This is a genomic window from Klebsiella sp. HMSC16C06 (assembly GCF_001808325.1).
Classification (GTDB): domain Bacteria; phylum Pseudomonadota; class Gammaproteobacteria; order Enterobacterales; family Enterobacteriaceae; genus Klebsiella; species Klebsiella variicola.
The window spans coordinates 184,317-210,560 of record NZ_KV793000.1; the positions used below are offsets into that span (position 1 = coordinate 184,317).

The 26,244-nt window shown below is 57.4% G+C and carries 21 protein-coding genes; 13 read left to right on the forward strand and 8 right to left on the reverse strand.

Annotation, left to right across the window (positions count from 1 at the left end):
* Positions 1-2: 2 nt before the first annotated feature.
* From lsrD to lsrA, 3 genes are read right to left on the reverse strand one after another with little or no spacing between them, the layout of a single operon-like run.
* Positions 3-1,001, reverse strand: coding sequence for an autoinducer 2 ABC transporter permease LsrD (gene lsrD / locus HMPREF3142_RS12175; RefSeq protein WP_070612100.1), 999 nt, complete (start codon positions 999-1,001; stop codon positions 3-5).
* On the reverse strand, positions 1,002-2,036 hold the full coding sequence (lsrC, locus tag HMPREF3142_RS12180) for an autoinducer 2 ABC transporter permease LsrC (protein ID WP_070612101.1): 1,035 nt from the start codon (positions 2,034-2,036) through the stop codon (positions 1,002-1,004).
* Positions 2,033-3,520: an autoinducer 2 ABC transporter ATP-binding protein LsrA gene (gene lsrA, locus HMPREF3142_RS12185; RefSeq protein WP_064171232.1), complete on the reverse strand. Its 1,488-nt coding sequence runs from the start codon at positions 3,518-3,520 to the stop codon at positions 2,033-2,035. The genes lsrC and lsrA overlap by 4 nt, the downstream gene beginning before the upstream one ends.
* Positions 3,521-3,738: 218 nt before the next feature.
* Here lsrA and lsrR point away from each other — a divergent pair, with 218 nt between their 5' ends.
* The 3 genes from lsrR (at position 3,739) to HMPREF3142_RS12200 (ending at position 8,653) form a co-directional block, all read left to right on the forward strand.
* Positions 3,739-4,710 (forward strand): transcriptional regulator LsrR, encoded by a 972-nt coding sequence (lsrR, locus tag HMPREF3142_RS12190; RefSeq protein ID WP_008806568.1) that lies wholly within the window; start codon positions 3,739-3,741, stop codon positions 4,708-4,710.
* A gap of 37 nt (positions 4,711-4,747) precedes the next feature.
* Positions 4,748-6,340, forward strand: a complete 1,593-nt coding sequence (gene lsrK / locus HMPREF3142_RS12195; RefSeq protein ID WP_032733842.1) for an autoinducer-2 kinase — start codon at positions 4,748-4,750, stop codon at positions 6,338-6,340.
* A 291-nt stretch (positions 6,341-6,631) separates the two neighbouring features.
* Complete coding sequence (locus HMPREF3142_RS12200) at positions 6,632-8,653, forward strand: NADPH-dependent 2,4-dienoyl-CoA reductase (protein WP_070612102.1); 2,022 nt, start codon at positions 6,632-6,634, stop codon at positions 8,651-8,653.
* A 132-nt stretch (positions 8,654-8,785) separates the two neighbouring features.
* Here HMPREF3142_RS12200 and rlmG read toward each other — a convergent pair whose 3' ends face one another.
* Together rlmG and HMPREF3142_RS12210 are read right to left on the reverse strand one after the other, a co-directional pair.
* Positions 8,786-9,916 (reverse strand): 23S rRNA (guanine(1835)-N(2))-methyltransferase RlmG, encoded by a 1,131-nt coding sequence (gene rlmG, locus HMPREF3142_RS12205; RefSeq protein WP_012540505.1) that lies wholly within the window; start codon positions 9,914-9,916, stop codon positions 8,786-8,788.
* Between the two features lie 76 nt (positions 9,917-9,992).
* Positions 9,993-11,333, reverse strand: a complete 1,341-nt coding sequence (locus tag HMPREF3142_RS12210) for an MFS transporter (RefSeq protein WP_008806572.1) — start codon at positions 11,331-11,333, stop codon at positions 9,993-9,995.
* A 108-nt stretch (positions 11,334-11,441) separates the two neighbouring features.
* On the opposite strand from HMPREF3142_RS12210, the gene HMPREF3142_RS12215 reads away from it, so the two are divergent.
* The 6 genes from HMPREF3142_RS12215 to sstT all read left to right on the forward strand — a co-directional run bounded on the left by HMPREF3142_RS12215 (position 11,442) and on the right by sstT (position 18,445).
* On the forward strand, positions 11,442-12,308 hold the full coding sequence (locus tag HMPREF3142_RS12215) for a helix-turn-helix domain-containing protein (protein WP_012540503.1): 867 nt from the start codon (positions 11,442-11,444) through the stop codon (positions 12,306-12,308).
* Positions 12,309-12,437: 129 nt separating this feature from the next.
* The gene (locus tag HMPREF3142_RS12220; RefSeq protein WP_012967192.1) at positions 12,438-14,081 is read left to right on the forward strand and encodes a glycoside hydrolase family 43 protein; all 1,644 of its coding nucleotides are present in this window, start codon (positions 12,438-12,440) and stop codon (positions 14,079-14,081) included.
* A 78-nt stretch (positions 14,082-14,159) separates the two neighbouring features.
* Positions 14,160-14,660: a M48 metallopeptidase family protein gene (locus tag HMPREF3142_RS12225; RefSeq protein ID WP_012540501.1), complete on the forward strand. Its 501-nt coding sequence runs from the start codon at positions 14,160-14,162 to the stop codon at positions 14,658-14,660.
* 73 nt (positions 14,661-14,733) lie between these two features.
* Positions 14,734-15,723, forward strand: a complete 990-nt coding sequence (locus HMPREF3142_RS12230; RefSeq protein WP_012967191.1) for a Gfo/Idh/MocA family protein — start codon at positions 14,734-14,736, stop codon at positions 15,721-15,723.
* A 271-nt stretch (positions 15,724-15,994) separates the two neighbouring features.
* Positions 15,995-16,966 (forward strand): TerC family protein, encoded by a 972-nt coding sequence (locus tag HMPREF3142_RS12235; RefSeq protein ID WP_008806577.1) that lies wholly within the window; start codon positions 15,995-15,997, stop codon positions 16,964-16,966.
* 231 nt (positions 16,967-17,197) lie between these two features.
* The gene (gene sstT / locus HMPREF3142_RS12240; RefSeq protein ID WP_008806578.1) at positions 17,198-18,445 is read left to right on the forward strand and encodes a serine/threonine transporter SstT; all 1,248 of its coding nucleotides are present in this window, start codon (positions 17,198-17,200) and stop codon (positions 18,443-18,445) included.
* A 15-nt stretch (positions 18,446-18,460) separates the two neighbouring features.
* Here sstT and HMPREF3142_RS12245 read toward each other — a convergent pair whose 3' ends face one another.
* The 3 genes from HMPREF3142_RS12245 to uxaC all read right to left on the reverse strand — a co-directional run bounded on the left by HMPREF3142_RS12245 (position 18,461) and on the right by uxaC (position 22,063).
* Positions 18,461-19,015 carry a YgjV family protein gene (locus tag HMPREF3142_RS12245; protein WP_008806579.1) on the reverse strand — a complete coding sequence of 185 codons (555 nt, stop codon included), beginning with the start codon at positions 19,013-19,015 and terminating at the stop codon, positions 18,461-18,463.
* A gap of 129 nt (positions 19,016-19,144) precedes the next feature.
* Positions 19,145-20,632 carry a UxaA family hydrolase gene (locus HMPREF3142_RS12250; RefSeq protein WP_022066320.1) on the reverse strand — a complete coding sequence of 496 codons (1,488 nt, stop codon included), beginning with the start codon at positions 20,630-20,632 and terminating at the stop codon, positions 19,145-19,147.
* A gap of 18 nt (positions 20,633-20,650) precedes the next feature.
* Complete coding sequence (uxaC, locus tag HMPREF3142_RS12255) at positions 20,651-22,063, reverse strand: glucuronate isomerase (RefSeq protein WP_044613773.1); 1,413 nt, start codon at positions 22,061-22,063, stop codon at positions 20,651-20,653.
* A 482-nt stretch (positions 22,064-22,545) separates the two neighbouring features.
* Between uxaC and HMPREF3142_RS12260 the strand changes: the two genes are divergently transcribed.
* The 4 genes from HMPREF3142_RS12260 (at position 22,546) to mzrA (ending at position 26,141) form a co-directional block, all read left to right on the forward strand.
* Entirely contained in the window at positions 22,546-23,847 is a 1,302-nt protein-coding gene (locus HMPREF3142_RS12260) for an MFS transporter (protein ID WP_008806582.1), read from the forward strand.
* A 127-nt stretch (positions 23,848-23,974) separates the two neighbouring features.
* Positions 23,975-24,751 carry a transcriptional regulator ExuR gene (gene exuR / locus HMPREF3142_RS12265; RefSeq protein WP_012967188.1) on the forward strand — a complete coding sequence of 259 codons (777 nt, stop codon included), beginning with the start codon at positions 23,975-23,977 and terminating at the stop codon, positions 24,749-24,751.
* A 341-nt stretch (positions 24,752-25,092) separates the two neighbouring features.
* Complete coding sequence (yqjA, locus tag HMPREF3142_RS12270; protein WP_004206121.1) at positions 25,093-25,755, forward strand: DedA family general envelope maintenance protein YqjA; 663 nt, start codon at positions 25,093-25,095, stop codon at positions 25,753-25,755.
* A gap of 8 nt (positions 25,756-25,763) precedes the next feature.
* Positions 25,764-26,141 (forward strand): EnvZ/OmpR regulon moderator MzrA, encoded by a 378-nt coding sequence (mzrA, locus tag HMPREF3142_RS12275; RefSeq protein ID WP_162493301.1) that lies wholly within the window; start codon positions 25,764-25,766, stop codon positions 26,139-26,141.
* Positions 26,142-26,244 lie beyond the last annotated feature (103 nt).

Here is a 26,244-nt window from a genome sequence, read left to right on the forward strand (position 1 = left end):
TGTTATGCTCCGATTGTTCTATGCGAGAAAAGACGCCGCCAGGTCGCGCGCACCCATTCACGGTGCAGGCTCAGCGAGCGCCCCATCACCACCACAACCAACAGCGCCCCTGACAGCGCGCTCGACACCTGGTTGGGGATGCCGACCATCTGTAAACCCTGTTGCAGATACCCCACCAGCAATGCCGCCAGCGCGGTACCCAGTATCGATCCCGAGCCGCCGTAAATATTGGCCCCGCCGAGTACCGCCGCGGTCAGCGCCGGCATCAGCAGGTCGCGGCCTAAATCCGAACGCGCCGAGCCGAAATAGGAGACCATCACCAACGCCGCGACCGCCGAGGCGATACCGACCAGGCCATACAGCACATACGGGATGCCGTTCACCGACAGCGCGGCATAGCGCGCGGCGCGCGGGTTTTGCCCGAGTAAAAAGAGATGGCGGCCAAAGCGCCCGCGATGGGCCAGCAGCCAGAAGAAAAAGGTGATAATCGCGAACAGCACCAGCGGTAGCGGCAGTCCGGCGAGAGTTAAATTGGCGAAGGCGGTGAAGCTATCGGGGAAGCCGCCAATCCCCTCGTAACCGGTCGCGCCGGCCATCCCGGAAAGCAGCAGCGCGCCGCCGCCGTACAGATACAGCGTACCGAGCGTGATCACCAGCGGGCTGATGCCGGTGTAGTGGATCAGCGCGGCGTTGCATAACCCGCACAGCAGTCCCAAGAGCAACGTCAGCGATACCGCCAGCCACAGCGGCCAGCCCGCCTGGGTCATCACCCCGAGGGCGATGGCGCACAGGCCGATGGTCGAGCCCAGCGAAATATCGATCCCGCCGCTGATGATCACCAGCGTCAGCGGCAGCGCGACGATACCGATGCAGATAAAGTCGCTGGTGCTAAAGAGCAGCATATTGAGATCCAGCATGCGCGGATTCAGCGCGCCGAACAGCAGGATCTCCACGATCAGCAACGCCAGCAGCGCGCTTTCCCAGTTAATCTTCAGCTTCATTTAAGCCACCTCTTTGCTTTTGCGTTCGGGAAAGCGGGCAATCTGTTTGCCCCCTTTGTTACCGGGCTGGAAACGGCTGTACTTCAGCGCCCGCTGATGGCGGGCCAGGGCCTGGCGCAGGCGGCCATCGAGCACCAGCACGCCGAGCAGCACCAGGCCGGCGATAAAGTCATTCCACCAGGCGGGAAGGCGGAACAGCACCAGTACGGTGTCGATTTGGGTGAGGAAAAAGGCGCCGAGAAACGCGCCGAGCAGCGTGCCGGTGCCGCCGAGCAGCGAGATCCCGCCCAGTACGCAGGCGGCGATGGCTTTCATCTCCAGGCCGCTGCCGGTCTGATTAGGCACAAAGCCAATCTGCGCGGCGAAGACGATCCCGGCGCAGGCCGCCAGCATGCCGTTGAGGGTAAAGGCCAGCATCCGCGTGCGGTTGACCGCCACGCCCAGCTGACGCGCGGCGGCAAGGTTATCGCCAACGGCGTAAAAATCACGACCAAAGGCGGTACGCGACAGCAGCCAGGCGCCCGCCAGCAGCAGCGCCAGCACCAGCCAGCCCAGCGGCGACACGCCAATAAACGCGGGCTCCGAGAGCGATTTCAGGCTGTCGGGCAAGCCCTCGATCCATTTCCCGCCGGTCCACAGCAGCATCACCCCGCGATACAACCCCAGGGTACCGAGCGTCGCGACGATCGCCGGAATGCGCAGCCCCACCACCAGCAGGCCGTTAAACGCCCCGGCCAGCGCGCCAATCGCCAGCGCGAAGGCGATAGCCGTCGCCAGCCCGTAACCGTTGTTCAGCGCCACGCCGACGGCGATGGCGCACAGCCCAACGGTCGAGCCTACCGACACGTCAATATTGCGGGTCAGCATCACCAGCGTCGCGCCCAATGCCAGCAGGCAAAGGATCTGCGAGCTGGCGAAAATCATCGCCAGGGTCTGCAGGCTGAAATAGGCTGGATTGAGCGCCACCAGCACGGCAAAGAGCGCCACGATGGCAAAGAAGGCGCTCAGTTCGCGATTCTTCAGTAACGTTTTCATGCCTGCCCTCCGAAGGCCAGGGTCATCATGCGATCGACGGTCACCGCCTGTCGCGCCAGCTCACCGCTGTAGCGGCCCTGATGCATCACCAGCACCCGGTCGGCCAGGCCAACGAACTCATCCAGATCGCTGGAGATCATCAGCACCGCCACGTTTTGCGCGGCAACGCTTTTTAGCAGTTGATAGATATCGGCGCGGGCGGAGACATCCACGCCGCGCGTCGGCTCATCGACAATCAGCAGTAACGGATTAGCTTCCAGACAGCGCGCCAGCAGCACCTTCTGCTGGTTGCCGCCAGAGAGAGTGCGCACGGGCTGATCGCCATCGGCCAGCTTGATCCCCAGCGCCCGGTGATAGCGTTCAACCACCGCCGCCTCCCGTTTCCCCTGCTGCCACCACGACGGCTGATTGAACATCACCGTGTTCCAGCGCACCGGCGCATCGAGAAACAGCCCCGAGACCTGACGGTCTTCCGGGAGATAGACCAGCCCGCTGGCCAGCCGGGCGCGGGTACTGTCGCGGCTAATCTCGCGGTTCTCCAGCCAGATCCGCCCGGCGCGCGGAGGACGCAGGCCGTATAAGGTTTCGGCAAATTCGGTGCGCCCGGATCCCACCAGTCCCGCCAGACCGACGATCTCCCCGGCGCGGATCTCCAGATTGAGATCGATAAAGCCTTCTCCGGTAAGATCTTCCACCCGCAGCACGGGAAAGTCCTGCGGTTGCGTACGGCGGTTGCCCGGTAGCGCCAGCCACAGCTTTTGCGTGTCGCTCAGCGCATGGTCGCGGCTGGCCGGCGTCATAGCGTTAATCAGTTGCTCATCGCGATAAGCCGCGGTCTCGCCGCTCAGCACCACCGCGCCATCGCGCATCACCGAAATATGGCTGGCAAGCTGGCGTATTTCGGGCAATTTGTGTGAGATAAAGACGATCCCAACGTCCAGCGCCTGTAACGCGCGGATCTGGCTAAACAGTCTCTCGGTTTCACCCGGCGTTAAAGAGGCGGTGGGCTCATCCAGGATCAAGATCCTGGCCTCGCGCATCAGCCCGCGCAGGATCTCGACCATCTGTTGATCGGCTACCTCGAGCGTGCTGGCGCTGGCGTCGAGGTTGATCTGGCAGTTCAACTGCTGCAGTTTGTCCTGCAACCGCGCGACGGTATCCGCCCGCTTCGGCAGGCGGAAGAGAATGTTCTCGCGCACGCTGAGGTTGGGAAACAGCATCGGCTCCTGCGGCACCAGATAGATGCCTAACTGATGCGCTAGCGCCGGATTGAGACGCGCAAACGCGCGGTCGCCGAGCGTCAGTTCACCGCTGTCCGGCGTTTCAACGCCAGCGATGATCTTCATCAGCGTTGATTTACCCGCGCCGTTGCCGCCCATCAGCGCATGCACCTGGCCCGCGCATAGCGTGAAATCGATGCCCTTCAGCACCGCAACGCCGGAGAACTGTTTGCAAATCTGGCGAGCTTCAAGCAGTGGCTTCATCATCGCGCCTCGATTGAACAAATGATTTTTAAATTTAATAATGTTCAAAAGCGTAGACGGTGAACTATATTTACAACCGTGCGAAGATCACAGTTTGGCGCTTTAGATCCTCAGGAAAAAATGGGCCAGCGATGAAAGATCCGTTTTGCCAGTCGGCTCACACTTTCCGACCGCGCAATAGCGAACATATGATCTAAATTTTTATAAGAGTTCAATTTATGAGCGAAAAACGCATTACGGAAGAGAACCGCTACGCCGGGCTGGCGTTAGCCGAGGAAGAGCTGGTGGCGCGGGTGGCGTGGTGCTACTACCACGACGGCCTGACGCAAAATGACATCGGCGAGCGTTTGGGGCTGCCGCGGCTGAAGATTTCCCGTCTGCTGGAGAAAGGCCGCCAGTCCGGGGTGATCCGCGTGCAGATCAATTCACGCTATGAGGGCTGTCTGGCGCTGGAAAGTGAACTCCAGCAGCGTTTTGGCCTCAAGATTGCCCGCGTGCTGCCGGCGCTCAACCCCCCGCCGATGAATACCCGGCTGGGTATCGGCGCGGCGCAGTCGCTGATGGGTATTCTGCAACCGGGTCAACTACTGGCGGTCGGATTCGGCGAAGCCACCATGAGCTGCCTGCAGCATCTCAGCGGCTTTATCGGCTCGCAGCAGGTGCGGCTGGTGACCCTCTCCGGCGGCGTCGGCCCCTATATGACCGGCATCGGCCAGCTTGATGCCGCCTGCAGCGTCAGCATTATTCCGGCGCCGCTGCGGGTCTCTTCGGCGGAGGTCGCCGAGATCCTGCGCCGTGAGTCGAGCGTGCGCGACGTGATCCTCGCAGCAACGGCGGCGGACGCGGCGGTGGTTGGCATTGGCGCCATCGATCAGCGGCGCGACGCCACGATTTTACGCTCCGGCTATATCAGCGAGGGCGAACAGCTGATGTACGCGCGCAAAGGCGCGGTCGGCGACATTTTAGGTTATTTCCTGCAGGCCGACGGCCGGCCGGTAGAAGGACTGGAGATCCATCGGGAACTGCTCGGCGTAACCCTTGATGAGCTGGCGCAGCTGCCAACCATCGTCGGCGTCGCCGGGGGAGAAGAAAAAGCGCAGGCGATTTATGCCGCTCTGACTGGAAAGCGCATTAATGGCCTGGTAACGGAAGAGACAACAGCACGCGCGGTGCTCGCACTGGCCTCCTGACGGCCTGGCGCCGCGCGACAACAGCGAGGCGCATGTCATGAGTTACCTGTTAGCGTTAGATGCCGGGACCGGCAGCATTCGGGCGGTCATTTTCGATCTTAATGGCCGCCAGCTGGCGGTAGGCCAGGCCGAATGGAAACACCTGAGCGTTGATAACGTCCCCGGCTCGATGGAGTTCGACCTTACTACCAACTGGCAGCTGGCCTGCCAGTGCATTCGCCAGGCGCTCGACGCCGCCCGACTCTCTGCCGCCGATATTCAGTCCGTCGCCTGCTGTTCGATGCGCGAAGGGATCGTCCTCTATGACCGCGACGGCGAGGCCATCTGGGCCTGCGCCAACGTCGATGCCCGCGCCAGCCGCGAAGTGGCGGAGCTTAAGGAGATCCACGACTATCGTTTTGAATCCGAGGTGTACGAGGTCTCGGGACAAACCCTGGCGCTAAGCGCCATGCCGCGCCTGCTGTGGCTGGCGCACCACCGCCCCGATATCTACCGCAAAGCGGCGACCATCACCATGATCAGCGACTGGCTGGCGGCGAAGCTTTCCGGCGAGCTGGCGGTTGACCCGTCAAACGCCGGCACCACCGGCATGCTCGATCTGTTCAGCCGCGACTGGCGCCCGGCGCTGCTAGATATGGCCGGACTGCGCGCCGATATGCTATCGCCGGTCAAAGAGACCGGTACCCTGCTGGGCGCCGTCACCGAAGCGGCGGCGCAGCAGAGCGGCCTGCGCGCCGGGACACCGGTGGTGATGGGCGGCGGCGACGTCCAGCTCGGCTGCCTGGGCCTTGGGGTGGTGCGTGCCGGGCAAACCGCAGTACTCGGCGGCACCTTCTGGCAGCAGGTGGTCAACCTGCCGCAGGTGCGTACCGATCCGCAGATGAATATTCGCGTTAATCCTCATGTCATTCCCGGCATGGTGCAGGCGGAATCGATCAGCTTCTTTACCGGGCTGACCATGCGCTGGTTCCGCGACGCCTTCTGCGCTGAAGAAAAACTGATTGCCGAGCGGCTCGGCGTTGATGCCTATTCGCTGCTGGAGGAGATGGCCAGCCGCGTGCCCGCCGGATCCCACGGCGTGATGCCTATTTTTTCCGACGCTATGCACTTTAAGCAGTGGTACCACGCCGCGCCGTCGTTTATTAACCTCTCCATCGATCCGGAGAAGTGCAACAAAGCGACCCTGTTCCGCGCGCTGGAGGAGAACGCGGCGATTGTCTCCGCCTGCAACCTGGCGCAGATTTCGCAGTTCTCCGGCGTGACATTCGAGAGCCTGGTGTTTGCCGGCGGCGGCTCTAAAGGCGCGCTGTGGAGCCAGATCCTCAGCGACGTCACCGGCCTGCCGGTGCGGGTGCCGGTGGTCCGCGAAGCCACCGCTCTGGGCTGCGCCATCGCCGCCGGAACCGGCGCCGGACTGTATGGCGATATGGCCAGTACCGGAGAGCGGTTAGTGAGCTGGCATCGCGAGTTCACCCCTAATCCGCAGCATCGCGAGCTGTATCAGGAGATGATGAGCAAGTGGCAAACGGTGTACGCCGATCAGTTGGGTCTGGTGGATAGCGGGCTAACAACGTCGATGTGGCAAGCGCCGGGTCTGGAGCGCCGCCAGCGCGTAGTCCCCTCACCCTAACCCTCTCCCGGTGGGAGAGGGAACCGTTCGGCACTGGCCTTGAATACCGGTGCCGATCCGCCTTTCCCCCTCGCCCTTTGGGTGAGGGAACCGTTCGGCACTAGCGTTAAATATCGGTGCCGGTCCGCCTTTCTCCCTCTCCCTTTGGGAGAGGGTCGGGGTGAGGGACAACGTGTTCCGTTCTTTGAATTCCATCACAATCACCGCACTCCCCTTTTCCCTTTTTCTCCGCGACGGCTAAATTAGTAACTCATCCGACCACATAACAATAATTTTACATTGGAAGCCACTATGAGCCGCTATCCGTCGCTTTTCGCCCCGCTTGAGCTGGGCTTCACAACGCTCAAAAACCGCGTGTTGATGGGCTCAATGCACACCGGGCTGGAAGAGTTACCGGATGGCGCGCAGCGGCTGGCGGCCTTTTACGCCGAGCGCGCCCGCCACGGCGTGGCGCTGATCGTCACCGGCGGCATCGCCCCGGCGCCCTCTGGCGTCACCATGGCCGGCGGCGCGGTACTCAATGATGCCAGCCATCTGGCGCACCATCGCCATATTACTGACGCGGTACACCAGGAAGGCGGCAAAATCGCTCTGCAGATCCTGCACACCGGGCGCTACAGCTATCAGCCCGCGCTGGTTGCCCCCTCGGCGCTACAGGCGCCGATCAACCGTTTTACGCCCCATGAACTGAGCCACGATGAGATCCTTACGCTTATCGATGATTTTGCCCGCTGCGCCCAACTGGCGCGTGAAGCGGGCTATGACGGCGTCGAAGTGATGGGCTCTGAGGGCTATCTGATTAACGAATTTCTCGCCGCGCGCACCAACCAGCGCGACGACCAGTGGGGCGGCGATTATGCCAGGCGCATGCGTTTCGCCATTGAAGTGGTTAAGGCGGTGCGCCAGCGCGCCGGCCACGATTTCATTATCATCTACCGCCTGTCGATGCTCGATCTGGTCAACGACGGCAGCACGCTGGCGGAAGTCACCGAACTGGCCAAAGCGATTGAAGCGGCGGGAGCGACAATTATCAACACCGGGATTGGCTGGCACGAAGCGCGCATTCCGACCATCGCCACACCGGTACCGCGCGGAGCGTTCAGCTGGGTCACCCGCAAGCTGAAGGGCGCGGTGTCGATCCCGTTGATCACCACCAACCGCATCAACGATCCGCAGGTCGCGGAGGATATTCTCGCTCGCGGCGATGCCGATATGGTATCGATGGCCCGCCCGTTCCTCGCCGACGCCGAATTTATGTCGAAAGCGCAGCGCGATCGCGCCGGGGAGATCAATACCTGCATCGGTTGCAACCAGGCGTGTCTCGATCGAATCTTCGTCGGCAAAGTCACCTCCTGTCTGGTCAACCCGCGCGCCTGTCATGAAACCCTGATGCCGGTCCTGCCGGCCAACGCGCCTAAACGGCTGGCGGTGGTCGGCGCCGGGCCTGCCGGTCTGGCCTTCGCCGTTAACGCCGCCGCTCGCGGTCATCACGTCACGTTGTTCGATGCGCTCCCGGAGATCGGCGGCCAGTTTAATATCGCCAAACAGATCCCCGGCAAAGAGGAGTTTCACGAGACGCTGCGTTACTACCGCACCATGCTCGATCTTCATGGTGTCGATCTACGCCTGAACACCCGCGTCACGGCAGACGATCTGCTGACGTTCGATGAGACGATCCTCGCCACCGGTATCGCCCCGCGCCTGCCGGCGATCGACGGGATCGATCATCCCAAAGTGCTGAGCTACCTGGATGTCTTGCGTGATAAAGCGCCGGTTGGCGCGAAGGTGGCGATTATCGGCTGCGGCGGCATCGGCTTCGACACCGCGATGTTTTTAAGCCAGTCGGGCATGGCCACCAGCCAGGATATCGGCGAGTTCTGCCGCGAATGGGGTATCGATACCAGCCTGCAAACGGCGGGAGGGCTGCATCCTGAAGGCCCGCAACTGAGTAAAAGCCCGCGACAGATTGTGATGCTACAGCGCAAAGCCAGCAAACCGGGCGAAGGGCTCGGCAAAACCACCGGTTGGATCCACCGCGCGACGCTGCTGGCGCGCGGCGTGAAAATGATCCCGGCGGTCAGCTATGAAAAGATCGATGATGAAGGGTTACATGTCACTATCGGCGGCGAGCGCCAACTGTTGGCGGTCGATCAGGTGGTGATCTGCGCCGGTCAGGAACCGCGCCGCGAGCTGGCGGAACCGCTGCGCGCGGCAGGGAAAACGGTGCATCTCATCGGCGGTTGCGACGTGGCGGCGGAGCTGGATGCGCGCCGGGCGATTGCCCAGGGCACTAAACTGGCGCTGGCGATTTAGCCGTGTCCCGGGGGCGGCGCGATGCGCCTTCCCCGGGCTACCACGATAATCCCGTACGCTAGCCCGGCTAAGGCGACAGTCGGTAGCCCGGCTAAGGCGACAGCCGCGAGCCGGGGGAAACCGCGACAAAAATCAGCGCTGCTTACGCACCTTCGTTGCTTTCAAAATGACAAACTTATTGTTCGTCGCAATCGTCGTGCAATTACCAAAAGCGCGCTTCAGCTTACGGAAGTAATCGAGGTGGCGGTTGCCGACGACGTACAGCTCGCCGCCATATTTCAGGCTGCGGCGGGCATCGTTAAACATCTGCCAGGCAATATGGTCGGTAATCGCGTGCTGCTGATGGAACGGCGGATTACACAGGATCGCCGTAAAGCGATCCGGCTCAATGCCTGAGAGCGAGTTATTGACCATAAATTCACAGCGTGCGATATCGTCCGGCAGGTTGCGCTCGACGTTCAACCGGCTGGAAGCCACCGCCATGTGCGACTCATCGGTGAACATCACGCTGGCGTTTGGGTTTTGCGCCAGCGCCTGCAGGCCAATCACCCCATTGCCGCAGCCGAGATCGGCGATCTCGCCTTCCAGATCAGACGGTAAATGCTGCAGGAAGAAACGCGCGCCGATATCCAGTCCGCTGCGGGCAAAAACGTTGGCGTGGTTATGGATGGTCCACGGCGTGCCGTCCAGCTTCCAGCTGTAGGTTTGCGGCGCATCGGCAAGCTTGGGGGCGGTGAAAACGCAGTGGATCAGACGCGCTTTTTTCCACGCCAGCGAGGTGGTGGTGGTGCCGAGGATTTTTTCAAACAGCGCCAGCGTCGAGTTGTGCACATCACGGGCTTTCGCCGCGGCGATAATGCGGGTCTCCGGCGTCACCACTTCGCGCAGCGCGCGCAGCTGCTGTTCCAGCAGCGCCAGCTGTTTTGGCACCTTAATCAGCACCAGCGCCGGCGCGGCGGGCAGCGGGCTCAGGCTATCCTGAAAGCGCACGCTCTCTTCATCGATACCGTTCATCCGCAGGTTGTGGCGGGTCGCCAGCTCGGAAATAAAGGAGTCGTTGATGCTGACCGGGTTGCGCTCCGCCAGCGCGCAGGCGAGCGCGCCAAAGCCGTCGTTGAAGATGAGCGTCAGGCCGTCGACGTCATTCACCTGTTGCAGCAGATATTCATCCGCCGCTTCCCATGCCTGTAGCGCTTCTTCTTCAGCGTTAGGTGGGAACCGCTCTAATGTGAATAACTCACCGTTTAACTCTGCCTGGCTCATCGCCTCTCCGCCTCCGGAATACTAAAACCCGCGAGTTTATACGCAAACTTCGCCCAGTTGAATAGAGATCGGTCGATTATCTCCCGCTTTCCTGCGCCATATGCGACAGACGTTTATCATCCAGACTGTAGCGATTCATTATCACTATCAACAGCGCCACCAGCACGCCCGGGAAGAGAGTGAACAACAATTTAATCATCTGCAGCGCTGAAGCCGATTGCTGCGCGGCGCCGCCGACGTAGTCCCCCCACGCCAGCAGATAACCCACCAGCGCGCCGCCGATGGCAATCCCTAATTTGATTGCAAACAGGTTGGTTGAGAAGACAATTCCGCTGAGCTTCTTGCCGCTGCGCTTTTCTTCCGCATCAATGATATCTGAGAGCATGCTCCACTGTAGCGGTGTTGCCGCCAGCTGAATGATATTGATGATTATCACCAACGTGAAGATGGCGGCGACGTTGCCCGCCGGGACGAAATACATCGCGATTAACAGCACCGCCTCCAGCGCCATTGACAGCTTGAAGCCCTTCACTTTATCGATGTTCTTAAATATGAACGGCGACAGCATGGCTCCCACCACTCCGGAAGCCAGCGTGGTGGTCAGCAACAAGCTGCCAAGATCCGCGCGCCCCATAATGTTATTGACGTAGTAGAGCGTGGTACCGCCTTTGAACAGCACGGCGATCAGGTTCACCACGTTCAGCGTAAATAAAATGCGCCAGTCTTTGTTCGCCAGCAGGGTTTTCAGGTCATCAAGGATGCTGCTCTGATTATTGGCCGTAATGTCTGTAGAGTAGCGCTCTTTAGTCAGGCCAAAACAGATAAAGAACAGCACGATGCTCAAGGCGCCCATCACCATCATGGTGTAGAAATACCCGTTTTGCAGATTGCCTTTCCCCAGCCAGGCTACCAACGGTAGCGCAGTCAGCGACACAATCAGGCCGCCTAAGGTACTTAGCGCAAACCGCCACGACTGCAGCGATACTCGCTCGCGGGAGTCATTGGAAATATTATTAATCATCGCGCAGTACGGGACGTTAATAGCGGTATACACTAACGATAATAAAGTATAAGAAACATAGGCATAAATTAACTTACCGCTATAACCTAAATCCGGGGTATAAAACGTTAAGCAGCACAATACGCCAAACGGAATGGCAAACCATAAAATATAGGGCCGGAATTGACCATATTTAGTGCGGGTTCTATCAGCCACCGCCCCCATTAATACATCGGTCACCGCATCTAATACTCTGACGGCTAAAAACATGGTTCCCATATGCGCGGGGCTTAAACCAAATACGTCAGTATAAAACCAGGCCATGAACAACATCACTGTTTGCCATACTAAATTACAACCGGTGTCGCCTAAGCCATAGCTGAATTTTTCTTTGATACTAATACGGGCAGTATTCATCGCGCCTCCGCAATAAGAGCACTGGTAGATTTGATATGCATACGTTATTGCTAAGGGCAATCCGGTTATGTATAAATTATCCTGTTAAATATAAGAAGAGTGTACCCAATGAGTGACGAATCTCCCGTTTTCGAAAAGATCCCCGTTGGCGCAGGTGAACTCTTTACGCTGCGAGCAGATAACATAAATGATTTCAATGGGATAAATGTAGTTCCACATTTCCATATGATGGACGAACTGATGTGGTTCAGAGAATCAGGGGGAAGCTATTCCATTGGCGACGAAAAATTTACCATTAAAAACAACACGCTGGTATATGTCCCTGCCCTACTCATTCATGAAATGACGCTACCGCCCGCTGCCAGCCACAAGCGTTATCTTATGCAATTCGAAAAAGAGTGGCTGGAAGGATATGATCTGTCGCTACCTGCGGCCCACTGCGGCGCGGTAGTTTATCTTTCCGGCGAGGAGGCTGAGCGCCTTGAGCTGCTGCTGAGCTGGTGCAGTGAGTTCAGCGACTTCTCCGATTCGCTGTTCCGTTCCCTGATGCAAAGCGTACTACTGCATGCTTTTAATCGCCTTAAAGATTCCGTTCCTGTTACCGAACGAACCCATCATCGCTACCTGAGCGAACTTATCGAACTACTACAAGTCATTAATGCCAATGAAAATTTTGAAATGACAACAGAGGAAGCCGCCCGACGCTGTCAGTGGTCAAAATCCTGGTTTTCCCGCACCTTTAAATCCGCCTTTGGCATCAGCTTTAAGAAATTCATGCTGCTGCGCAAACTCAATATCGCTGTCAATCTGCTGACAAACACCGACCTGAAGATCAGCGATATCTCGCAAAGTGCCGGCTTCACTGACAGCGCCTACTTCTGCCTCAAGTTTAAAGAGATGATGAACGATACTCCGCAATCTTTCCGCCACAAAATCAGAAGCACCGATGCCGTAGGCAGTCGGGCGGAGAAATAAATCGTTTTTTGTGAGCAGCATCACCAGATAAGTGGACGTTTATTATATAAATGGAAACAGTCTATATATCTCCTGAGTCATCCTCCACTTAAAATTATTGCTATATTTTGAGCATTAAGGATAAATACGATGATTCAGAATCCTGTCTTTAGAGGTTTTAATCCTGACCCCTGTATATGCCGCCGCGGCGATGATTATTATGTGGCGGTATCATCATTTGAATGGTTTCCCGGACTACCGGTTTATCATTCAAGGGATCTTAAACATTGGCAATTGCTCACCCATGTGCTTACCGATGATAATAACCCAGACTTAAAAAAACTGCCTTCTGCCAAAGGTATTTGGGCCCCAAGCCTGACCTGGTGCGAAGAAGAAAAGCTGTTTTATGTCATTTATGGCGTTATGAATTCAATGAACTCCCGTTATTTTGACGTTGATAATTATCTTATTACCGCCGAGGAGATCACTGGCCCGTGGAGCGCCCCCGTTTATCTCCATTCTGCTGGATTCGATGCCTCAATTTTGCACGACCACGATGGCAGAAAATGGATCGTCTCACTGGAGTGGGAAACTCGCGAAGGCTATGAAAAACCGGGAGCGATCTGCCTGGTGGAATATTCGCCGCAGACGCACAGCGTCATCGGCTACCCGCAGCGCATCTGGCACGGCGGTACCGACCGCGGCTGCATTGAAGCGCCGCATCTGACGAGACGCGGCGACTATTACTACCTGATGGTCGCCGAAGGCGGCACCGGTTACGGGCATTCTGTCACCATGGCCCGCGCCACCGAGGTCGCTGGCCCCTATCAAGGCGATCCGCTCAATCCAATCGTCACATCCTGGCCAGAGAATTTTAACGAACGCAAAGATACAGGCCATCTCAAGCCCCACTATTTCAATCCGGAAACCTACCTGCAAAAGGCCGGGCACGGTAGCTATGTCGAGACCCCAACGGGTGAAGTCTGGCTAACCCACCTTTGCAGTCGTCCGTTTCGCCAGGAGCTACGCTGCCCGCTGGGTCGCGAAACGGCGATCCAAAGGATGGAATGGAGCGAGGATGGCTGGCTGCGCCTGGCCGCTGGGGGTCATCTCGCACAGCATCAGGTAGAAGGATCCCGTCTGCCGCCGCACCCGTTTCCACCAAAAGCGGACCTTGATGATTTTGATGAGCCAAGGGTGGATAACGCGTTTTATGCGCCGAGGATCCATTTCCAGCGTTTTACCTGCCTGACGCGTAAAGCAGGCTATCTTGCTCTACGCGGTCAGGAGTCGCTGAGCTCGCTCAATAAAGTCAGTCTGCTGGCGAAAAAGCTGACCTCGGTATACGCCAACATCAGTACGAAGATGGATTTTAACCCGGAGATTTATCAGCACAGCGCTGGACTGGTGCTCTATTACGACAACATGAACTATCTGTTTTTACATAAAACCTGGGATGAAACCTCTGGCGCGGCGCAACTGGCTATTATCTACATGGATAACGGTGAGCGTCACGACGATCCACAGAAAATTCGCCTTGCCGAGGGAGAAATCTATCTCGCGATTGCTATTAATGGCCGAGAGGTACAGTGTTCATGGTCTGTCGACGGTGAGCACTATCACCCCATCGGAGCGGTCTACGACACATCGCATTTCTCCGATGAATACAGCCGCTACGGCGAGTTTACCGGGGCGTTTGTCGGCATGGCCTGCGTGGATAGTATGCTGCATCGCAAAGAGGCGCTGTTTGATTTCTTCTGCTACCGGGCGGATGAAGACGCGATAATCGAGTAACGATGCCTTTCTGGCATCCTGTCCGCACAGGGTGCTAGAATCCCCGGCTGTTGTCGCTTAATTACGCAAACGGGCTACATGAGCACATTACCTTATCTCCATGGCTATCCTGAATCGCTGTTGTCGCAGGTCACGGCTTTAATCGAGCAAGACCGCCTCGGCGAGGTGCTGCAAAAGCGTTATCCGCAGGGGCATGACGTTAACAGCGATAAAGCGCTGTATCAGTACACCCAGGATCTGAAGGCCCGCTTTCTGCGCGGGGCGGCGCCGATCAACAAAGTGATGTACGACAGTAAAATCCACGTGCTGAACAATGCGCTCGGCCTGCATACCGCGATTTCCCGCGTTCAGGGCGGTAAGCTGAAAGCCAAAGCGGAAATTCGCGTGGCGACGGTGTTTCGCGACGCGCCGGAGGCCTTTCTGCGGATGATCGTGGTCCATGAACTGGCGCATTTGAAAGAGAAAGATCACAACAAAGCCTTTTATCAACTGTGCTGCCATATGGAGCCACAGTACCATCAACTGGAATTCGATACCCGCCTGTGGCTGACGCACCTTTCGTTAAATCGTTCTGCGTAGTGACGCACTGGTTTTGTCATGATGGCATGATAGAGTGACGACAGGTTCCCTTTAATGGAGTTCGTCAACGTTTATGATACGTTTCGCAGTTGTTGGCACAAACTGGATCACCAAGCAGTTTGTCGATGCCGCCCATGAAACCGGCAAATATAAACTTACCGCCATCTACTCCCGCAGCCTCGAACAGGCGCAAGCCTTCGCCAATGACTATCCGGTCGAGCATCTGTTTACCTCGCTCGATGAACTGGCACAGAGCCCTGACGTTGACGCGGTCTATATTGCCAGCCCGAACTCGCTGCACTTCCCGCAGACCCGGCTGTTCCTGAGCCACAAAAAGCACGTCATTTGCGAAAAGCCGCTGGCATCGAACCTGCAGGAAGTCGAGGCGGCGATAGCGCTGGCGAAAGAAAATAACGTTGTGCTGTTTGAAGCCTTTAAAACCGCCAGTCTGCCTAACTTTCTGCTACTGAAAGAGACGCTTCCTAAAGCGGGCAAACTGCGCAAAGCCTTCATCAACTACTGTCAGTACTCCTCGCGCTATCAGCGCTACCTTGACGGCGAAAACCCCAACACCTTTAACCCGGCGTTCTCTAACGGTTCGATTATGGATATCGGCTTCTATTGCCTGGCGTCCGCTGTGGCGTTATGGGGCGAACCGCGGGCCGTTCTTGCCACCGCCAGCCTGCTGGACAGCGGCGTAGACGCCCAGGGCACCGTGGTGCTGAGCTATGGCGACTTCGACGTGACGCTGCATCACTCCAAAGTTAGCGATTCCGCGATCCCCAGTGAAATCCAGGGCGAAGACGGCACATTAGTGATCGAAAAAATCTCCGAATGCCAGAAGCTGGCGTTTGTGCCGCGCGGCGGCAAAGCCCAGGACCTGACGCAGCCCCAGCACATTAATACTATGCTGTATGAGGCGGAGACCTTTGCGCGCCTGGTGGAGACACAGGATGTCAATCACCCGGGTCTGACCGTGAGCCGTATTACGGCAAAACTGTCGAGCGAAATTCGTCGCCAGACCGGAGTGATCTTCCCGGCCGATACGCAGCCGCTGGCGTAAAAGAGTGTAAAGGCCGGACCGGCCGCCATTGACGAAAACCGCCCTGTGACATATTTTGTTACGTGCAAAGGGGAGTAACTTCCTTGCCGGTTGATCGTCATTACGATGCGTGCAATACCGCATCCGGTCGCCGGGCAATAACCAAAGCCCATCGCGATGTACTTTGGTTGTTGTAAGTGAGACCTTGCCGGAAGGCGAGGTCTATGCATAAAAGCGCAGCGGCTGCCGTCTTCCGACGTCAGCCGTTTTGTTTTTATGTAAGGAATATCAAATGAATACTGTCGGCACGCCGTTGCTATGGGGTGGATTCGCTGTCGTCGTCGCGATCATGTTGGCAATCGACCTGCTGCTTCAGGGACGACGCGGTTCGCACAGCATGACCATGAAGCAGGCCGCGGGCTGGTCAATCCTCTGGGTCACGCTTTCTCTGCTGTTCAACGCCGCCTTCTGGTGGTATCTGGTACAAACCCAGGGCCGGGCCGTCGCTGACCCGCAGGCCTTAGCCTTCCTCACCGGTTATCTGATTGAGAAAGCGCTGGCGGTCGATAACGTCTTCGTCTGGTTGATGCTGTTCAGCTATTTCGCCGTACCGCCTGCTCTGCAGCGCCGGGTACTGGTGTATGGCGTGCTGGGCGCGATTGTTCTGCGTACCATCATGATCTTCGCCGGCAGCTGGCTGATTTCCCAGTTTGACTGGCTGCTGTACGTCTTCGGCGCCTTCCTGCTTTTTACCGGCGTGAAGATGGCGCTGGCGAAAGAAGATGACTCCGGCATCGGCGATAAACCACTGGTGCGCTGGATCCGCAGCCATCTGCGAATGACGGATAAAATCGAGAGCGAGCGCTTCTTCACCCGTAAAAACGGGGTGCTGTTCGCCACGCCGCTGCTGCTGGTGCTGATCCTGGTGGAACTGAGCGATGTGATTTTCGCCGTCGACAGTATCCCGGCGATCTTCGCGGTCACCACCGATCCGTTTATCGTCCTGACCTCAAACCTGTTCGCGATCCTCGGCCTGCGCGCCATGTACTTCCTGCTGGCGGGGGTCGCCGAGCGCTTCTCGATGCTCAAATACGGTCTGTCGGTGATCCTGGTGTTTATTGGCGTGAAGATGCTGATCGTCGACTTCTACCATATCCCGGTCGCCATCTCGCTGGGCGTAGTAGGAGGCATCCTGGCCGTCACGCTGCTGATTAACGCCTGGGTCAACAAGCAACACGACAAGCAGCGCAAACTGCCTGAGTAATCTGCACAACGCGCCGTCGGCCATCGCCGACGGCAATCTCTGCTCATGTCACAGTTATGTTACTACATAGTTAAAAAACAAGATCCAGATTAAAATCACAGCATTTTACGCTTCCCGCCCGCCATTCTTTCCGTATACTCGACTATGCAAACATCTACTTACATCCTGACATAAACGTAACAAATAATACGTGGCTGGGATGGCTTGCTACATCACTGGAAGGAATGAATTATGACCACACGCACTCCCCCATCGGGGTGGATCTCACGCCTGGCGCAAGGCAGCCTGGTGAAACAAATTTTAATCGGTCTGGTGCTTGGCGTGCTGCTGGCGCTGGTCTCTAAGCCAACGGCCATTGCCGTCGGTCTGCTGGGGACCCTGTTCGTCGGCGCGTTAAAGGCGGTGGCGCCGGTGCTGGTATTGATGCTGGTGATGGCCTCCATCGCTAACCATCAGCACGGACAAAAAACCAGTATTCGCCCCATTCTGTTTCTCTATCTGCTGGGCACCTTCAGCGCGGCGCTGACCGCGGTGTTGTTTAGTTTTGTCTTTCCGTCGACTCTGCATTTAACCACCGCCGCCGACAGCATCACGCCGCCGTCGGGGATTGTCGAAGTGCTGCGCGGCCTGCTGATGAGCATGGTATCCAACCCGATCGACGCCCTGCTGAACGCCAACTATATCGGCATTCTGGTGTGGGCGGTGGGGCTGGGCTTCGCCCTGCGTCACGGTAACGACACCACCAAAAACCTGATCAACGATGTCTCCCACGCGGTGACCTTCATCGTCAAAGTGGTGATCCGTTTTGCACCGCTGGGGATCTTCGGTCTGGTCTCTTCCACCCTGGCGACCACCGGTTTCGAGACCCTGTGGGGCTACGCCCAGCTACTGCTGGTGCTGGTCGGCTGTATGCTGCTGGTAGCGCTGGTGATTAACCCGCTGCTGGTGTTCTGGAAAATCCGCCGTAACCCCTATCCGCTGGTGCTGACCTGCCTGCGCGAAAGCGGCGTCTACGCGTTCTTCACCCGCAGCTCCGCCGCCAATATTCCGGTGAATATGGCGCTGTGTGAAAAGCTGAATCTGGATCGCGATACCTATTCGGTCTCCATTCCACTGGGGGCGACCATCAATATGGCGGGCGCGGCGATCACGATCACCGTGCTGACGCTGGCGGCGGTGCATACGCTGAATATTCCGGTGGATCTGCCGACGGCGCTGCTGCTGAGCGTGGTCGCTTCGCTGTGCGCCTGCGGCGCCTCCGGCGTGGCGGGCGGTTCGCTGCTGCTGATCCCGCTGGCCTGTAATATGTTTGGGATCCCGAACGATGTGGCGATGCAGGTGGTTGCCGTCGGCTTTATTATCGGCGTGCTGCAGGATTCCTGCGAAACGGCGCTCAACTCCTCAACCGACGCCCTGTTTACCGCCGCGGCCTGCATAGCAGAAGATGACCAGCTGGCGAAAAACGCCCTGCGCAGCTAATGCCTTTCCCCTCCGCTATCGGGCGGAGGGGCTCTCTTCCTGGACTGCGTTTTCAACCTTAAACGGATCGATACCGCGCTTTTGCATCCGGCGGAAGCGAATGATATTCAGCCCGTTGACGATCAGAAAACTGCCTTCAATCAGCGTCCCACCAATCGAACCCAACCACAGATTATGCGTGACCCAGCAGGCGGTGGAGCACCACATCACGCAGCGGACGGTCAGCCCTTTGCAACGAAACAGCGCCCAGGTGCTGGCGACGGTGCCAATGATCGGCAGCAGCTCCATGGCATGCTGCAGTTTGCCCAGGCCGAGGATCAGCGTCAGGAGGATAAAGACGGTCATCACCCACAGGCTACGGGTGCGTAAGGAAATGACCGTACGTAGCGCATTGAGCCCGGCGCTCATTCCGGCCGACCCGGCGCCCATCAGGAAAAAATGAACGCCGATAATAGCGCTATAGACCGCCAGCTGTAGCCTGAAACGGCGTTCATCGCGGTTGATAAAGGTGGTAATGCCGATAAGAAAGGCGATGACGCCGACCCCCTGGGCCAGCCAATACGCGGTCATGAAAGCTCCCTGACTGAAAAAAACAAACGGCGCTTCACTGGCTGAAACGCCGCTGTTACGAGCCCGATGGCGTTACGCTATCAGGCCGATACACGTTCTACGCCCCTGGGCGCCAATGTGAATACACCTTTACAGGGTAACACCGCTTTTAAAGATGGCCAGTTCGCGGAAGTCATTCTGTTCATTACAGGTCGGTTTACCGTTAGCGAAAGCCACAATGGCATCCACAAACTCCTCCAGCAGCTGCGGCATCGCTTTGCCATGGAGCAGCTGCCCGGCATCGAAGTCGATCCAGTGCTTTTTCTTCGCCGCCAGTTCGCTGTTGGTGGCGATCTTCACCGTCGGCACAAAGCCGCCGTACGGCGTGCCACGTCCGGTGCTAAACAACACCATATGACAGCCGGCGCCGGCCAGCGCGCTGGTGGCGACCGCGTCGTTGCCCGGCGCGCTCAGCAAATTCAGACCATGAACCTTCAGGCGCTCGCCGTAGCGCAGGACATCCACCACCTGGCTGGAACCCGCTTTCTGAGTACAGCCCAGCGACTTATCTTCCAGGGTGGTGATCCCCCCGGCTTTGTTACCCGGGGAAGGGTTTTCGTAAATAGGCTGGTCGTGTGCGATAAAGTACTGCTTAAAGTCATTGACCATGGTCACCAGCTTGTCGAAGGTCGCTTCGTCACGGCAGTGACTCATCAGCAGCTGTTCAGCACCGAACATCTCCGGCACTTCGGTCAGCACGGTGGTGCCGCCGTTGGCGATCACATAGTCTGAGAAGCGGCCCAGCATCGGGTTAGCGGTAATGCCCGACAGGCCGTCCGATCCCCCGCACTCGAGACCAAACTTCAGCTCGCTCAATTTACCCGGCTGGCGTTTATCCTGACGCATCACTTCATACAGCTGATGCAGATGCGCAACCCCCGCTTCCACTTCATCGTCCTGGTGCTGGCAAACCATAAAGTGCACACGCTGCGGGTCAAACTCGCCCAGCGTTTCGCGAAAGGCATCCACCTGGTTGTTTTCACAGCCAAGGCCAACCACCAGTACCGCCCCGGCGTTCGGGTGACGAACCATATTTTGCAGCATGGTGCGAGTGTTGATGTGGTCATCCCCAAGCTGCGAGCAGCCATAGGTGTGGCTGAAGAGATGCACCCCATCGATATCCTCAGCGCCATACGTCTCTTTCAGGAAACGGTTCTGCATTTGTCTGGCCATCGCGTTGACGCAGCCGACGGTCGGCAGGATCCACAGCTCATTGCGCACGCCGACGTCACCGTTAGCGCGACGATAAATCTGCACTTCGCGATCCGCAGGCTGTGGCGGTTGGGCAACCCGGTCCGGTTGATAGCGATACGCGTCAAGGTCGCTGAGATTGGTGCGCGTATTGTGCGCATGAACATGCTCGCCCGGCGCGATATCCGCCAGCGCATGGCCAATCGGCAATCCGTACTTAACGACGTTTTCCCCTTTCGCGATAGCGCGCAGTGCAAACTTGTGGCCGCGAACGATATCCTGGCCGAGGGTGACCGAATCCTTATCAATCGTCACCACACTACCGGCAGCGATATCCGCCAGCGCGACCGCGACGTTATCCTGCGAATGGATTTTAATGTATTGCATATCAACCGACCTCTGGCCTTAGTTCAGTTCAATGGCGAAATAGTCACGCGCATTGTTAAAGCAAATGTTTTTCACCATCTCGCCCAGCAGCGCGATATCCGCAGGCGCTTCGCCGGCAGCCACCCAGCGGCCGATCATCTGGCACAGAATGCGGCGGAAGTATTCGTGGCGCGTGTAGGAGAGGAAGCTGCGGCTGTCGGTCAGCATCCCGACGAAGCGGCTCAGCAGGCCGAGCTGCGCCAGCTGGGTCATCTGCCGCTCCATGCCGTCTTTCTGATCGTTGAACCACCAGCCGGAGCCGAACTGCATCTTGCCTGGCATGCCTTCACCCTGGAAGTTACCGATCATGGTGCCCAGCACTTCGTTATCGCGCGGGTTCAGGCAGTAGAGAATGGTTTTCGGCAGCAGGTTTTCTTCGTTCTGCTTGCTCAGCAGCTTAGACAGCTCTTCCGCCATCGGGCGATCGTTGATCGAATCGAAGCCCACATCCGGGCCTAACAGTTTGAACTGACGCAGGTTGTTGTTACGCAGCGCACCGATATGGTACTGCTGTACCCAACCGCGACGGGCATATTCTGCGCCGAGGAACACCAGCACCGCGGTTTTGAACTGCGCCACTTCGTGTGCGCTGAGGGTCTCGCCAGCCAGACGGCGCGCCAGAATGGCGTCCAGCTCGGCGTCGGTCGCTTCCGCAAACAGCACCACGTCCAGCGCGTGGTCGGAGACCTTGCAGCCGTGTGCGGCAAAGTGGTCCAGACGTTTGGTCAGAGCGCTTTGCAGGTCCGCAAAACGGCGAATATCGGTATCGGACACCTCACCCAGCCTCGCCATGTAGTCATTAAAGGTCGCCTGTTCAATGTTGAATGCTTTATCCGGGCGCCAGCTCGGCAGCACTTTGATATCAAAGGAGGTATCTTTGGCGACAACCGCATGGTGCTCGAGAGAATCAATCGGATCGTCGGTGGTACCGACCATCTTCACATTCATCTGCTTCATGATCCCGCGGGCGGAGAAGGCGCCCTGAGCCAGTAAATCATTGCACTGGTCCCAGATCTCATCGGCGGTGGATGGAGACAACAGCTTACCTGTAATACCAAAAGGGCGACGCAGCTCTAAATGGGTCCAGTGGTATAACGGGTTGCCAATAGTGTGCGGCACCGTTGCCGCCCAGGCGTCAAATTTCTCGCGATCGGACGCATCACCGGTACACAGACGCTCCGGTACGCCGTTAGTGCGCATTGCGCGCCATTTGTAGTGATCGCCTTTCAGCCAGATGTCATACAGATTTTTGAAGCGATAGTTTTCGGCAACCTGCTGCGGCGGAAGGTGGCAATGGTAGTCGAAAATCGGCTGATCTTTGGCGTAATCGTGGTACAGACGGCGAGCAAATTCGGTATCGAGTAGAAAATCTTCAGTCATAAACGGTGTCATTCGCGTGTCCTCTTCGCTCCGTAGCGGGAGCCTTTCAGATGATTGACTACAATGCTGACAAAGTTATCACACCAATTTCTACAGACCGAGCTGTTTTTCGTGAGTTAGATCAATAAACGTCGATAAAAAAACGACCGCCTCATTGGAAAACACCCCGGCAGGGCGCGCCATCTCTGGCTTTCCCGGTAAGGGCTAAAGACCACACTAACTTTCCCACTTTTGTGACAGCACTCAACTTTTAAAGTTGTATGACAAGTTATCTTTCTGCCGTCGCAACATATAAACCGACGGAATGCATTACCGGTGTTTATGGCATCGGCTTATACGGAATGGACACCGACTTTCAACATAACAACTGATGGTAAGGTTCGGGCCAGAGGGGGATCCCCCCTCCTGAACCCTCCGTTTCGCTTTCCCGACCGCGTATTGCCGTCAGGAAAGGCCGCACCTGATGCGGAAAGATAACAGACGATGAGGTTTACATGCGTAAAATTAAAGGGTTACGTTGGTACATGATTGCGCTGGTGACGCTAGGCACCGTGCTGGGCTACCTGACCCGTAACACCGTGGCGGCGGCCGCGCCGACGCTGATGGAAGAGTTACACATCTCGACTCAACAGTACTCCTATATCATTGCAGCCTATTCCGCTGCCTACACCGTCATGCAGCCTGTCGCGGGTTACGTCCTCGATATTCTCGGGACCAAAATCGGCTATGCCTTCTTTGCTATCGCCTGGGCGATATTCTGCGGCTCAACCGCGCTGGCAGGCAGCTGGGGCGGCCTGGCGCTGGCTCGCGGCGCAGTCGGCGCAGCGGAAGCCGCGATGATCCCTGCCGGGCTGAAAGCCAGTTCTGAATGGTTCCCGGCAAAAGAGCGCTCTATCGCGGTGGGCTACTTCAACGTCGGTTCCTCTATTGGCGCCATGATCGCGCCGCCGTTGGTGGTGTGGGCGATTGTCATGCACAGCTGGCAGATGGCGTTCATCATCTCCGGGGTATTGAGCTTCGCCTGGGCCATCGCCTGGCTTATCTTCTACAAACACCCGCGCGACCAGAAAAAATTATCTGACGAAGAACGCGACTACATCATTGGCGGTCAGGAGTCTCAGCATCAGACCAATAACGCGAAGAAAATGTCGCCGTGGCAAATCCTGCGCAACCGTCAGTTCTGGGGTATCGCCCTGCCGCGCTTCCTCGCCGAGCCGGCCTGGGGGACCTTTAATGCCTGGATCCCGCTGTTCATGTTTAAGGTTTACGGCTTTAACCTGAAAGAGATCGCGATGTTCGCCTGGATGCCGATGCTGTTCGCCGACCTCGGCTGCATCGTGGGCGGTTACCTGCCGCCGCTGTTCCAGCGCTGGTTTGGCGTCAACCTGATCGTGTCGCGTAAAATGGTGGTCACCATGGGCGCCCTGCTGATGATTGGCCCGGGGATGATCGGCCTGTTCACCAGCCCGTACGTGGCGATTGCCCTGCTGTGCATCGGCGGGTTCGCTCACCAGGCGCTGTCCGGGGCGCTGATCACCCTCTCTTCCGACGTCTTTGGCCGTAACGAAGTCGCTACCGCCAACGGTCTGACCGGGATGGCCGCCTGGCTGGCGAGCACCATGTTCGCCCTGGTTGTCGGCGCGCTGGCAGACACCATCGGCTTCAGCCCGCTGTTTGCAGTACTGGCCGTCTTTGACCTGCTAGGCGCGCTGGTTATCTGGACGGTGCTGAAAAACAAACCGGCTGACGATGACTCGACGCCGCTTAGCAGCCGCAAACCCGCCACGCAGAGTTAGATCTTGTGGTGATGTCACCGCGTATTGAGCCGCCTTCTCAGGCGGCTTTTTCATGCCTGCCAGTGGTGGAAAGCGTGTAAAAGTGGTATAACAAATCGAATATTGTCGCCATCTTGCGGGAGCGAATATGGAAATCATTGAACCACGCCGTCTGTATCAGCAGCTTGCCGCTGAGCTGAAGACGCGCATCGAACAAGGTGTCTACCTTGTAGGGGATAAGCTGCCCGCCGAGCGCTTTATCGCCGATGAAAAAAACGTCAGCCGCACCGTGGTTCGTGAAGCCATTATCATGCTGGAAGTGGAAGGGTATGTCGAAGTCCGCAAAGGGTCGGGTATTCATGTCATCTCCAACCATCCCAAGTACCAGCAGGTGGCCGATGAAAGCCTTGAATTCGCCAACTATGGTCCTTTTGAACTCCTGCAGGCGCGGCAGCTAATTGAAAGCAATATTGCTGAATTCGCGGCGACTCAGGTGACCAAACAGGACATCATGAAGCTGATGGAGATTCAGGAGAAAGCGCGCAACGAGAAGTGTTTCCGCGACTCCGAGTGGGATCTCCAGTTCCACGTCCAGGTGGCGCTGGCCACGCAGAACAGTGCGCTGGCGGCGATCGTGGAAAAAATGTGGACCCAGCGCGTGCATAACCCTTACTGGAAAAAGCTGCATGAGCATATCGACCTGCGCACGGTCGATAACTGGTGCGACGATCACGATCAGATCCTGAAAGCCCTGCTGCGTAAAGATCCCAACGCCGCCAAGCTGGCGATGTGGCAGCATCTGGAAAATACCAAGCAAATGCTGTTTAACGAAACCAGCGATGACTTTGAATTTAATGCCGATCGCTACTTATTTGCCGACAATCCGGTGGTTCATCTCGATACGGCGGCCAACAGCGCGAAATAAGCGCTTATCCTGACGGCGCGCGGCCCCTGCGCGCCTGCCCGCCACGCGGACTGGAGTAAGTAAAACATATATAGTGTCAGCCTGTGTAAATCCTCTCGCCTCCCACCGCCGCAATCAGCAAAATCAACGAGCAACACCTTGCAATTTCTCTGACGTAAAGTCAGCTGATTTGTTACAATTAGATGCATTTTGCCGTTCTGGGGGTAAGTGTTTACTTACTTCAGTCTTATACAGGGAAGCGTTCAGAGCGCCTAAGCAGCGACCAAAATCTCATAAAAATCTTGTCGCCCAACATGCCACGCGCTCAGACGTGCCGTTAACCGATGTACCAGGAATCGTGAATGGAACTTTTAACCCAGTTATTGAATGCCTTGTGGGCTCAGGATTACGAAACGCTCGCGAATCCCTCCATGATTGGCATGCTGTATTTTGTCTTGTTTATGATTTTGTTCCTTGAGAACGGGTTACTGCCTGCCGCGTTTTTACCGGGGGATAGTCTGCTTGTACTCGTGGGCGTGCTGATTGCCAAAGGGGCGATGGGCTTTCCGGAAACCTTGCTGCTGCTGACCGCCGCCGCCAGCCTCGGCTGCTGGCTGAGCTACATTCAGGGGCGCTGGCTGGGCAATACGCGGATCGTGCAAAACTGGCTGTCGCATCTGCCCTCTCACTATCATCAACGCGCGCATCACCTGTTTCATAAGCATGGACTCTCCGCGCTGTTGATCGGCCGCTTTATCGCCTTCGTGCGTACGCTGTTGCCGACGATTGCCGGCCTTTCAGGCCTCAATAACGCTCGCTTTCAGTTCTTTAACTGGATGAGCGGCCTGCTGTGGGTGCTCATCTTGACCTCGCTGGGCTATCTGCTGGGCAAAACCCCGGTATTCCTCAAGTATGAAGATCAGTTGATGTCCTGCCTGATGCTCCTTCCGGTCGCGCTGCTGGTCTTCGGACTGATCGGCTCGCTGGTGGTGCTGTGGAAGAAAAAATACAGAAGCCGGGGCTAATGATGGTCATTAAACGCCCCTCCCTGCGCCAGCTGAGCTGGCTGCTGGGTGGCTCTCTTGTGCTCTGCGCGCTGTTCTGGCTCTGGCTGGCGGTGCAGCAGCAGGAGGCCACGCTGGCGATCCGTCCGGTTGGCCAGGGCGTCAGCATGCCGGACGGCTTCTCCGTCTGGCATCACCTCGACGCCAACGGTATCCGCTTTAAGAGCATTACGCCGCAAAAAGATGGCCTGCTGATTAAGTTCGACTCCACCGCCCAGGGCGCGGCGGCGAAAGAGGTTCTCGGTCGCGCTCTGCCACATGGTTATATTATTGCCCTGCTGGAGGACGATAACTCGGCCACCGCCTGGTTATCCCGTCTGCGCGACGCGCCTCACCGGCTCGGGTAAACTACCGCCTTACTGCGTTTTTTACGCAGTCTGGTGGTTTCCTGCATTTGTTACTATGCTTAAACCTGCGGGAATCAACGCATTCCCGTTCACCATCGGGAAC

What these genes read in the sequence shown, in the direction of transcription:
- lsrD (WP_070612100.1), bottom strand. Translation starts at nt 1,001, where the DNA reads ATGAAGCTGAAGATTAACTGGGAAAGCGCGCTGCTGGCGTTGCTGATC.
- lsrC (WP_070612101.1), bottom strand. Translation starts at nt 2,036, where the DNA reads ATGAAAACGTTACTGAAGAATCGCGAACTGAGCGCCTTCTTTGCCATC.
- lsrA (WP_064171232.1), bottom strand. Translation starts at nt 3,520, where the DNA reads ATGAAGCCACTGCTTGAAGCTCGCCAGATTTGCAAACAGTTCTCCGGC.
- lsrR (WP_008806568.1), top strand. Translation starts at nt 3,739, where the DNA reads ATGAGCGAAAAACGCATTACGGAAGAGAACCGCTACGCCGGGCTGGCG.
- lsrK (WP_032733842.1), top strand. Translation starts at nt 4,748, where the DNA reads ATGAGTTACCTGTTAGCGTTAGATGCCGGGACCGGCAGCATTCGGGCG.
- HMPREF3142_RS12200 (WP_070612102.1), top strand. Translation starts at nt 6,632, where the DNA reads ATGAGCCGCTATCCGTCGCTTTTCGCCCCGCTTGAGCTGGGCTTCACA.
- rlmG (WP_012540505.1), bottom strand. Translation starts at nt 9,916, where the DNA reads ATGAGCCAGGCAGAGTTAAACGGTGAGTTATTCACATTAGAGCGGTTC.
- HMPREF3142_RS12210 (WP_008806572.1), bottom strand. Translation starts at nt 11,333, where the DNA reads ATGAATACTGCCCGTATTAGTATCAAAGAAAAATTCAGCTATGGCTTA.
- HMPREF3142_RS12215 (WP_012540503.1), top strand. Translation starts at nt 11,442, where the DNA reads ATGAGTGACGAATCTCCCGTTTTCGAAAAGATCCCCGTTGGCGCAGGT.
- HMPREF3142_RS12220 (WP_012967192.1), top strand. Translation starts at nt 12,438, where the DNA reads ATGATTCAGAATCCTGTCTTTAGAGGTTTTAATCCTGACCCCTGTATA.
- HMPREF3142_RS12225 (WP_012540501.1), top strand. Translation starts at nt 14,160, where the DNA reads ATGAGCACATTACCTTATCTCCATGGCTATCCTGAATCGCTGTTGTCG.
- HMPREF3142_RS12230 (WP_012967191.1), top strand. Translation starts at nt 14,734, where the DNA reads ATGATACGTTTCGCAGTTGTTGGCACAAACTGGATCACCAAGCAGTTT.
- HMPREF3142_RS12235 (WP_008806577.1), top strand. Translation starts at nt 15,995, where the DNA reads ATGAATACTGTCGGCACGCCGTTGCTATGGGGTGGATTCGCTGTCGTC.
- sstT (WP_008806578.1), top strand. Translation starts at nt 17,198, where the DNA reads ATGACCACACGCACTCCCCCATCGGGGTGGATCTCACGCCTGGCGCAA.
- HMPREF3142_RS12245 (WP_008806579.1), bottom strand. Translation starts at nt 19,015, where the DNA reads ATGACCGCGTATTGGCTGGCCCAGGGGGTCGGCGTCATCGCCTTTCTT.
- HMPREF3142_RS12250 (WP_022066320.1), bottom strand. Translation starts at nt 20,632, where the DNA reads ATGCAATACATTAAAATCCATTCGCAGGATAACGTCGCGGTCGCGCTG.
- uxaC (WP_044613773.1), bottom strand. Translation starts at nt 22,063, where the DNA reads ATGACACCGTTTATGACTGAAGATTTTCTACTCGATACCGAATTTGCT.
- HMPREF3142_RS12260 (WP_008806582.1), top strand. Translation starts at nt 22,546, where the DNA reads ATGCGTAAAATTAAAGGGTTACGTTGGTACATGATTGCGCTGGTGACG.
- exuR (WP_012967188.1), top strand. Translation starts at nt 23,975, where the DNA reads ATGGAAATCATTGAACCACGCCGTCTGTATCAGCAGCTTGCCGCTGAG.
- yqjA (WP_004206121.1), top strand. Translation starts at nt 25,093, where the DNA reads ATGGAACTTTTAACCCAGTTATTGAATGCCTTGTGGGCTCAGGATTAC.